This window comes from Streptomyces sp. NPDC031121 (assembly GCF_055570615.1).
On record NZ_JBVIGV010000004.1, the window covers coordinates 442,780 to 451,080 of the forward strand.

At 72.0% G+C, this 8,301-nt stretch carries 8 protein-coding genes; 5 read left to right on the top strand and 3 right to left on the bottom strand.

Annotated features, from left to right (window positions below):
- Positions 1-56: 56 nt before the first annotated feature.
- The gene (locus tag ACZ462_RS09950) at positions 57-1,052 is read left to right on the top strand and encodes a TAXI family TRAP transporter solute-binding subunit (protein WP_467808242.1); all 996 of its coding nucleotides are present in this window, start codon (positions 57-59) and stop codon (positions 1,050-1,052) included.
- Positions 1,053-1,082: 30 nt separating this feature from the next.
- On the opposite strand, the gene ACZ462_RS09955 is transcribed toward ACZ462_RS09950, so the two are convergent.
- The 3 genes from ACZ462_RS09955 to ACZ462_RS09965 all read right to left on the bottom strand — a co-directional run bounded on the left by ACZ462_RS09955 (position 1,083) and on the right by ACZ462_RS09965 (position 4,503).
- Complete coding sequence (locus ACZ462_RS09955; RefSeq protein WP_467808268.1) at positions 1,083-2,015, bottom strand: ROK family protein; 933 nt, start codon at positions 2,013-2,015, stop codon at positions 1,083-1,085.
- A 355-nt stretch (positions 2,016-2,370) separates the two neighbouring features.
- The gene (locus ACZ462_RS09960) at positions 2,371-3,783 is read right to left on the bottom strand and encodes a sensor histidine kinase (protein WP_467808243.1); all 1,413 of its coding nucleotides are present in this window, start codon (positions 3,781-3,783) and stop codon (positions 2,371-2,373) included.
- 12 nt (positions 3,784-3,795) lie between these two features.
- The gene (locus ACZ462_RS09965; RefSeq protein WP_467808244.1) at positions 3,796-4,503 is read right to left on the bottom strand and encodes a response regulator transcription factor; all 708 of its coding nucleotides are present in this window, start codon (positions 4,501-4,503) and stop codon (positions 3,796-3,798) included.
- Positions 4,504-4,780: 277 nt separating this feature from the next.
- Between ACZ462_RS09965 and ACZ462_RS09970 the strand changes: the two genes are divergently transcribed.
- The 4 genes from ACZ462_RS09970 (at position 4,781) to ACZ462_RS09985 (ending at position 8,152) form a co-directional block, all read left to right on the top strand.
- The gene (locus ACZ462_RS09970; RefSeq protein ID WP_467808246.1) at positions 4,781-5,566 is read left to right on the top strand and encodes an amino acid ABC transporter ATP-binding protein; all 786 of its coding nucleotides are present in this window, start codon (positions 4,781-4,783) and stop codon (positions 5,564-5,566) included.
- Between the two features lie 89 nt (positions 5,567-5,655).
- Positions 5,656-6,504, top strand: a complete 849-nt coding sequence (locus ACZ462_RS09975; RefSeq protein WP_467808247.1) for a glutamate ABC transporter substrate-binding protein — start codon at positions 5,656-5,658, stop codon at positions 6,502-6,504.
- An 83-nt stretch (positions 6,505-6,587) separates the two neighbouring features.
- Positions 6,588-7,262, top strand: coding sequence for an amino acid ABC transporter permease (locus tag ACZ462_RS09980; protein WP_403143340.1), 675 nt, complete (start codon positions 6,588-6,590; stop codon positions 7,260-7,262).
- On the top strand, positions 7,259-8,152 hold the full coding sequence (locus ACZ462_RS09985) for an amino acid ABC transporter permease (RefSeq protein WP_467808249.1): 894 nt from the start codon (positions 7,259-7,261) through the stop codon (positions 8,150-8,152). The genes ACZ462_RS09980 and ACZ462_RS09985 overlap by 4 nt, the downstream gene beginning before the upstream one ends.
- The last annotated feature ends 149 nt before the right edge of the window (positions 8,153-8,301 follow it).

The window sequence follows — 8,301 nt, forward strand, 5'->3', positions numbered from 1 at the left end:
CCCCCGGGACCGGGCGGCCCGTGACAGCTCGGCGCGTCGGTGGCAGGATCGCGGCCATGGTTCTCGTTCCGCCCCGTTTCGGCAGGCGCACCGTCCTGTGGGGGGCGGTGGCCCTGCTCACCGTGCTCGGGACGCTGCTGTGGTGGCTCCGGCCGTTCGCCGAGCCGGAGCTGAAGGGCGACCTGACGCTCAGCACGGGCGTCCGCACCGGCGTCTACCACCGGTACGGGCAGCTGCTCGACCGGGAACTGGCCCGGGACATGCCCGGCGTGGAGGTCCGGCTGGAGGCCAGCGAGGGCTCGCAGGAGAACCTGCAGCGGCTGGCGTCCGGGGAGGCGGACTTCACCATCGCGACGGCGGACGCGGTCGCGAAGTACCGGACGGACGGCAAGCGCGGCGCGGACGAGCTGCGCGGGTGCGCGCGGCTCTACGACGACTACGTGCAGCTCGTGGTGCCGGCCGGGTCGCCGGTGCAGTCGACGCGGGACCTGCGCGGCAAGCGCGTCGCGATCGGGCAGCCGGGCTCCGGGGTGCGGCTCATATCGGAACGGCTGCTGACGGCGGCCAAGCTGGACCCGGCGCGCGACGTCAAGGCGGTGTCGATCGGCATCGACACCATGCCGGCGGAGCTGGAGGCCGGGCGCATCGACGCGTTCTTCTGGTCCGGCGGCCTGCCGACGAACGCCGTGAAGGAGCTGTCGGAGCGCTTCGACATCCGGCTCGTGCAGCTCGGCGACCTGGTGGAGGACCTCCAGGGCAGCGGGGGCCCGGCCCGCTACTACCGGTCGGCGGTGATGCCGCAGGACGCGTACGCGCGGGCCCGCAACACCTCGGCGGTGGCGACGCTGGCCGTGCCGAACCTGCTGGTCACGACGGAGGAGACCGATTCGGAGCTGACCGAGCAGTTCACCCGCACGGTGATCGACAGCCGGGACCGGATCGGGAGCCAGGTGCACGCGGCGCAGCTGGTGGACCTGCGGACGGCGATCTACACCGACCCGCTGGACCTGCACGAGGGCGCACAGCGGTACTACCGCTCCGTGAAGCCGTAGGCCGTCCGGCCGGCCTCCGCGGCCGCCGCGTCAGGGGGCCGGCAGCAGCATCATCGCGGCCGCGGCCGCGCCGACCAGCCCCGCGTCCGTGCCGAGGGCGGCGGGGACGACCTCCAGGCCGCCGGTGAAGGACAGGGCGGCGTAGTCGGCGAGGTGGGCCCGGACCGGCCCGAAGAGGATGTCCCCGGCGGCCGCGACGCCTCCGCCGATGACGGCGAGGTCGGTCTCGGCGAGGGTGGCGCAGGCGGCGATGGCGGCGGCCAGGGCGCGGCCCGCCCGGTCGAAGGCCGCGAGCGCGAGGGGGTCCCCGGCCGCGGCGGCCGCGGCGACCCCGGCCGCCGAGGCGTCGCCGCCGGGCACCCAGCCCCGGTCGAGGGCCCACCGCGCGATGGCTGTGCCGGAGGCGAGGGATTCCACGCAGCCGCGTCCGCCGCAGGCGCAGCGTTCGCCGTCGAAGGCGACGCTGATGTGCCCGATGTGGCCGGCGTTGCCGGTGGGGCCGGGGTGGAGCCGGTTGTCCAGGACGAGGCCGCCGCCGACGCCGGTGGAGACGACCATGCACAGGGCGTTGGCGTGCCCGCGCGCAGCGCCCAGCCAGTGCTCGGCCGCGGTCATCGCGACGCCGTCGCCGACGAGCACGGTGGGCAGCGGCGCACCGTGGCGGGCCAGTTCGGCCTCGACCCGGGCGCGGACGGGGAAGTCGCGCCAGGCGCCGATGTTGACCGGGCTGACCGTGCCGCGGGAGGAGTCGACGGGGCCGGCGCTGCCGATGCCGCAGCGTACGGCGCTCGGCCACAGCGGAGAGCGGGCCAGTTCGGCGACGACCTCGGCGACGGCCGCGAACACGGCGTCGCCGTCGCCGGCCGCGCCGCGCGGGGTGGGGCGGCGGGTGGCGGAGGCCATCGTCCCGTCGGGGCCGACCAGCGCTCCGGCGATCTTCGTTCCGCCGATGTCGATCGCCACGGTGGCGCCGTCGGGCGGGCCGGCGGTGCCGGGCGCGGGGAAGGCGGGGCGGGAGGTGGTCACGGCGGCTCCTGGACGGGGTCGGTTTCAGTATGCGGCCGGCGGCGGAGCCGTACGCCCGCGGGGTTGGAGCCGCAGCCGCCCGCTGCGGGCCTGGGGCGGATTCCCGGCCGGGACGGCGACCCGGTGGCGGTGACCGGGACGAGGGCGGCGCGCCGCGGCCGGAACGGAGCGCTCCCGGGCGTCGATCGCGGCCGGCACGTGCTGCGGCCGGTGCCGGTACGCGACGACACGGCGCGCCGGCGGCCGGGTGCCCCGCACGGGCTGCGCGTGGCGCCGCCCCGCCCGGCCGCGGTCAGTCGCCGTGCGGGGCGCTGCGGGGCACGGCGACGGTCACGCGGAGGCCGTGCGGCGGGTTCGTCTCGTACGAGAGGGAGCCGCCGCCCGCGGTGAGCAGCGCCCGGGAGATCGACAGGCCGAGCCCGGAGCCCTTGACGTTCTGGTGGCGGCCGCTGCGCCAGAACCGGTCGCCGATGCGGAGCAGCTCCTCCTCGGTCAGGCCGGGCCCCCGGTCGGCGACGACGACGTGGACGAACGCCCCGTCCGCGGCGACGGAGACCTCCACCTCCTCGCCGGCGGGGGTGAACTTCAGGGCGTTGTCGATCACCGCGTCGAGGGCGCTGGACAGGGCGATGGGGTCGGCCCACCCGGTGACGGCGGACCGCCCCGCCTCCCGGAGGCGGACGCCCTTCTCCTCCGCGTACGGGCGCCAGGCGGCGACCCGCTCGCCTGTCAGCGCACCGATGTCGGTCAGGCTGAGCTCGGCGGAGGCGTGCTCGGCGAGCGCCAGGTCCAGCAGGTCGTCCAGCACCTGGGCCAGCCGCTTGCCCTCGGTGCGCACGGACGCGATCTCCTCGTTGCCCTCGGGCAGTTCGAGGGCGAGCAGCTCGATCCGCAGGAGCAGCGCCGCGAGCGGGTTGCGCAGCTGGTGGGAGGCGTCGGCGACGAACGCCCGCTGCTGCTCCAGGACCTCCTCGACGTTGTCGGCCATCTCGTTGAACGAGCGGGCCAGCCGCTGGAGTTCCGGCGGGCCGCCCGAGGCCGCCACCCGGGAGTTCATCCGGCCGGTGGCGATGCCGTGGGCGGCAGCGTCGAGGGTGCGGACGGGCTTGAGCACCCAGCGGGTCAGCTGGAGCGCCGCGCCGAACGCGAGGAGCATCGCCGCGGCGAGCCCCGCGATGATGATCAGCCAGCCGCTGAGGATGCGGGCCCGCAGCTGGTCGGTCGGCGACTCGGTGACCACGACCGCGACGACGTCGCCGTCGAGTACGACCGGCGAGGCGACGAGGAGTTTGGCCTGCGTCTGCCAGGGCCACACCTGCGGCGGGTCGTGGCTGCGCCGCCCGGCGAGGGCCTCCGTGAAGGCCTCCCGCCCCTCGCCCTCCGCCGGCAGCTGCCACCAGCCGGGCGCCCGGACCATGGCGTTGTCGTCGCGGTAGAAGATCCCCACCCGGATGCCGTACAGCTCCTGGTAGCGGGCCAGTTCCTGCTGGAGGGTCTCGCGGCGGTCGGCCGCGCCGGTGCTGCCGGAGGCCTCGGCGTCGAAGACGAACTGGGCGAGCGCGGAGAAGCGGGCGCTGTCGTCGATCCGGTCGACGATGACCCGCTGCTGCTGGCCGGCGGCCAGGCTCACGGCCAGCGGGAAGCCGAGGGCGAGCAGGACGCCCGCCATCAGAACGGTGAGGAGCGGGAGCAGCCGGGCTCGCACGCCGGGGCCCGCCTAGGGGGCGGCCGGGGGGACGAGCCGGTAGCCCACCCCGCGGACGGTCTCGATCAGGGCGGGCATGCGCAGCTTGGAGCGCAGCGAGGCCACGTGCACCTCCAGGGTGCGCCCCGTCCCCTCCCAGCTGGTGCGCCAGACCTCGCTGATGATCTGTTCGCGGCGGAAGACCACGCCGGGCCGCTGCGCGAGCAGGGCCAGCAGGTCGAACTCCTTGCGGGTGAGGGGCACGTCGGTGCCGTCGACGCTGACGCGGCGGGTCGGCAGCTCGATGCTGACGGGCCCGACGCGGACGGCGCCAGGGGCGCCCGACGCGGACGGGGCGGCGGCCTCCTCCGACGCGCCGGTGCGCCGGGCGACGGCGTGGATGCGGGCGAGGAGCTCGCCCGTGTCGTAGGGCTTGACGACGTAGTCGTCGGCGCCCATGTTGAGGCCGTGGATGCGGGAGCGCACGTCGGAGCGGGCGGTGACCATGATGACGGGGGTGGAGGTGCGTTTGCGGATCCTGCCGCAGACCTCGTACCCGTCCTGGTCGGGCAGGCCGAGGTCGAGGAGCACCACGCCGAAGGGCGGCGCCCCGGCGGGCAGCAGGGCCTGGAGGGCCTCCTCGCCGTTGCGGGCGTGCGTCACCTGGAAGCCGTGCCGCGCGAGGATCGCGGACAGGGCGGCGGCGACGTGGTCATCGTCCTCCACGAGCAGCAGCCTCACGGGCGTCCCCCTTTCCTGGCGTCCTGTCGATCTTGGTCTGCGGTCAGGGCCACAGAGCATCCACGCTGATGAGCGCCCCCGCGTCAAGGGGGTTCCGGCCCGGCGCGCCTTCCGTTATGGACCCGGTACGGGCCCGGAGCGGAGGGCGTCGCGGCGCGTACGGAGCGTATCGGGGCGAGGCCGTATCGTTATCCTCAATTCTCCCTCAGATGTGATGACGGTGTGAGCGCGGCGTCACTACTGTCCTCCCAACCGAGGAGGACGGAGCAAGAAGCCGATGAGCGGAGTATCAGTGACCAAGGACGCGAAGGGTGCGGCCGGGGCCGCTGACGACCTGGTCGTACTGAGCAACGTCAACAAGCACTTCGGCGCGCTGCACGTGCTTCAGGACGTCAATCTCAGCATTGCCCGCGGTGAGGTCGTCGTGGTGATCGGTCCCTCGGGATCGGGCAAGTCGACGCTGTGCCGGACGATCAACCGGCTGGAGACGGTCGACTCCGGCACGATCACGATCGACGGCAAGGAGCTGCCCGCGGAGGGGCGGGAGCTGGCCCGGCTGCGCGCCGACGTCGGCATGGTCTTCCAGTCCTTCAACCTCTTCGCGCACAAGACGGTGCTGCAGAACGTGATGCTGGGCCAGATGAAGGTCCGCAAGACGGACCAGGCCACGGCGGCGAAGAAGGCCCAGGCCCTGCTGGACCGGGTGGGCGTCGGAACACAGGCCGACAAGTACCCGGCACAGCTCTCGGGCGGCCAGCAGCAGCGCGTGGCGATCGCCCGTGCGCTGGCCATGGACCCGAAGGTGATCCTCTTCGACGAGCCGACCTCGGCCCTCGACCCGGAGATGATCAACGAGGTGCTGGAGGTCATGCAGCAGCTCGCCGCCGAGGGCATGACGATGGTCGTCGTCACGCACGAGATGGGCTTCGCCCGCTCCGCAGCCAACCGGGTCGTCTTCATGGCCGACGGCAAGATCGTCGAAGAGGCCGAGCCCGAGCAGTTCTTCAGCAACCCGCGCAGCGACCGCGCCAAGGACTTCCTTTCGAAGATCCTGCACCACTGACGGCTCCGTTTGGTACCGATTCTGTGGCGGCCCGGCGGCTCACGCCGCCGCTCGTCGTCCAACAACGTCTCATCCGAGGGAAGTTCACCATGAAGCTCTTCAAGGCCGGCGCGGCCGCAGCCGTGGCCGTCGTCCTCTCCCTGACCGCGACCGCGTGCGGCGGCGGCAGCGGCTCGGCCGGCGACGGCGGGACCGCCGGCGGCGGCAAGGACAAGATCGTCATCGGCATCAAGTTCGACCAGCCGGGTCTGGGCCTGAAGACGCCCGACGGCAAGTTCACGGGCTTCGACGTGGACGTGGCCACCTACGTGGCCAAGGAGCTCGGCTACCAGCCCGACCAGATCGAGTTCAAGCAGGCCGTCAGCGCCGAGCGCGAGAACATGATCTCCAACGGCGACGTCAAGCTCGTGGTCGCCACCTACACGATCAACGACAAGCGCAAGGCGAAGGTCGACTTCGCCGGTCCGTACTTCGTGGCCCACCAGGACCTGCTGGTCCGCGCGGACGACACCTCGATCACCAAGGCCGAGGACCTCAACAAGAAGAACCTCTGCTCGGTCGCCGGCTCCACCTCGGCGCAGAACGTCAAGACCAAGCTGGCCCCGGACGCGAACCTGCTGGAGCAGGCCGGCTACTCCGAGTGCCTCACCGGCCTGGAGAACGGGTCCGTCGACGCCCTGACCACGGACAACTCGATTCTCGCCGGCTTCGCCGCGCAGGAGAAGAACAAGGGCAAGTTCAAGCTGGTCGGCCTGAAGCTCAGCGACGAGCCCTATGGCGTCGGCCTGAAGAAGGGCGACAAGGAGCTCCAGACCAAGGTCAACGCCGCGCTCAAGAAGATGGTCGAGGACGGCTCCTGGCAGAAGGCGGTGGACGCGAACCTCGGTCCCGCCGGCTACAAGGCCGAGCCGGCCCCGCAGATCACCGAAGGCAGCTGATTCTTCGGTGAGGCGCGCCGCCGCCCGCCCGTTGCGGGCGGCGGCGCGGCTCACCGGCCATCCTGGGGAGAGCGCAGGGCAACGTGTTCGACTTTCTTACTTCCGGGCAATACGACGTGCTCGGAGCCTTCTGGGTGACGGTTCAGCTCACCCTCTATTCAGCCGTCGGATCCCTTGTCTGGGGAACCATGCTGGCCGGAATGCGGGTCAGCCCGGTCCCGATCATGCGGTCCTTCGGCACCGCGTACGTGAACGTCGTGCGCAATACGCCGCTGACCCTGCTGATCCTCGGCTGCTCGCTGGGCCTCAGCCAGACGCTGAAGATCACTCTCGGCGGCGAGGGGTTCAAGGAGATCGGCTTCCGCCTCGCGGTCCTGGGCCTGATCGCCTACACCGGCACGTTCGTCTGCGAGGCGCTGCGCTCCGGCATCAACACGGTGCCCGTGGGACAGGCCGAGGCCGCGCGTGCACTGGGGCTGAACTTCTTCCAGGTACTCACCCTGATCGTGCTTCCCCAGGCCTTCCGGGCGGTCATCGCGCCGCTCACCAACGTACTGATCGCCCTCACCAAGAACACGACGGTGGCGGCGACCATCGGTGTGGCCGAAGCGGCCCTGCTGATGAAGGAAATGCTGGAGAACGAGGCGGACGCGCTCTTCGCGGTCTTCGCGGTCTTCGCTCTCGGCTTCGTCCTGCTGACCCTGCCCACCGGCTTGCTGCTGGGCTGGGTGGCCAAGCGAGTGGCGGTGAAGCGATGAGCTCCGTTCTGTACGACACTCCCGGCCCCAAGGCCAAGGTGCGCAACTGGATCTACACGGGCGTATTCGCCGTGCTGGTCGCCCTGGCCCTGTGGTGGATCCTCGACCGCATGGCGCAGCAGAACCAGCTCGACGCCGACAAGTGGCTCCCCTTCGTCACCGACAGCCAGATCTGGACGACCTTCCTCCTCCCCGGTCTCGGTGAGACGCTGAAGGCCGGCCTGATCGCCATGGTGATAGCCCTGCCGCTCGGTGCGCTGCTGGGAATCGGCCGGCTCTCCGACCACGCGTGGGTGCGCGTCCCGGTCAGCACGGTCGTGGAGTTCTTCCGGGCCATCCCGGTCCTGATGCTGATGATCTTCAGCTCGGCGCTGTACGTGCTGCTCGGCACCGTCAGCTCCGACCTGCGCCCGCTGTACGCGGTGGTCACCGGTCTCGTCCTGTACAACGCCTCGGTCATCGCCGAGATCGTGCGGGCCGGCATCCTGTCGCTGCCGCGCGGCCAGACCGACGCCGCCAAGGCGATCGGCATGCGCAAGGGCCAGACCATGGTCCACGTCCTGGTCCCGCAGGCCGTCACGGCGATGCTGCCGGCCCTGGTCAGCCAGCTGGTCGTGATCCTGAAGGACACCGCGCTCGGCGGCGCCGTCCTCGGCTTCGCCGACCTGATGTCGATGAACCGGCAGATCTCCGCCAACTACAGCAACACCATCGCAACGATGGTCGTGATCGCCCTCATCTACATCGCGGTGAACTTCGCGCTCACCGGCCTCGCCTCCTTCCTCGAGCGCCGGCTGCGGCAGTCGAAGAAGGGCACCGGCGCGGTCGTCGAGGGCGACGTGGCCGAGGTCGACGCGGGCGGCGCGGCCGGGGTCGGCAAGGCCCCCTGACCCCGGAGGGCCGGCGCCGACCCGGCGCCGGATCCCTGACAGCCGGTCAAGGAACAGGCGTGGCACATGTGGTGCGGAGGAGTCCCGCCCCCGCCACACACACCTGCCCGTGGAGGGTGTTACTTGGCGCCAGCACCCCCAATGGGTTT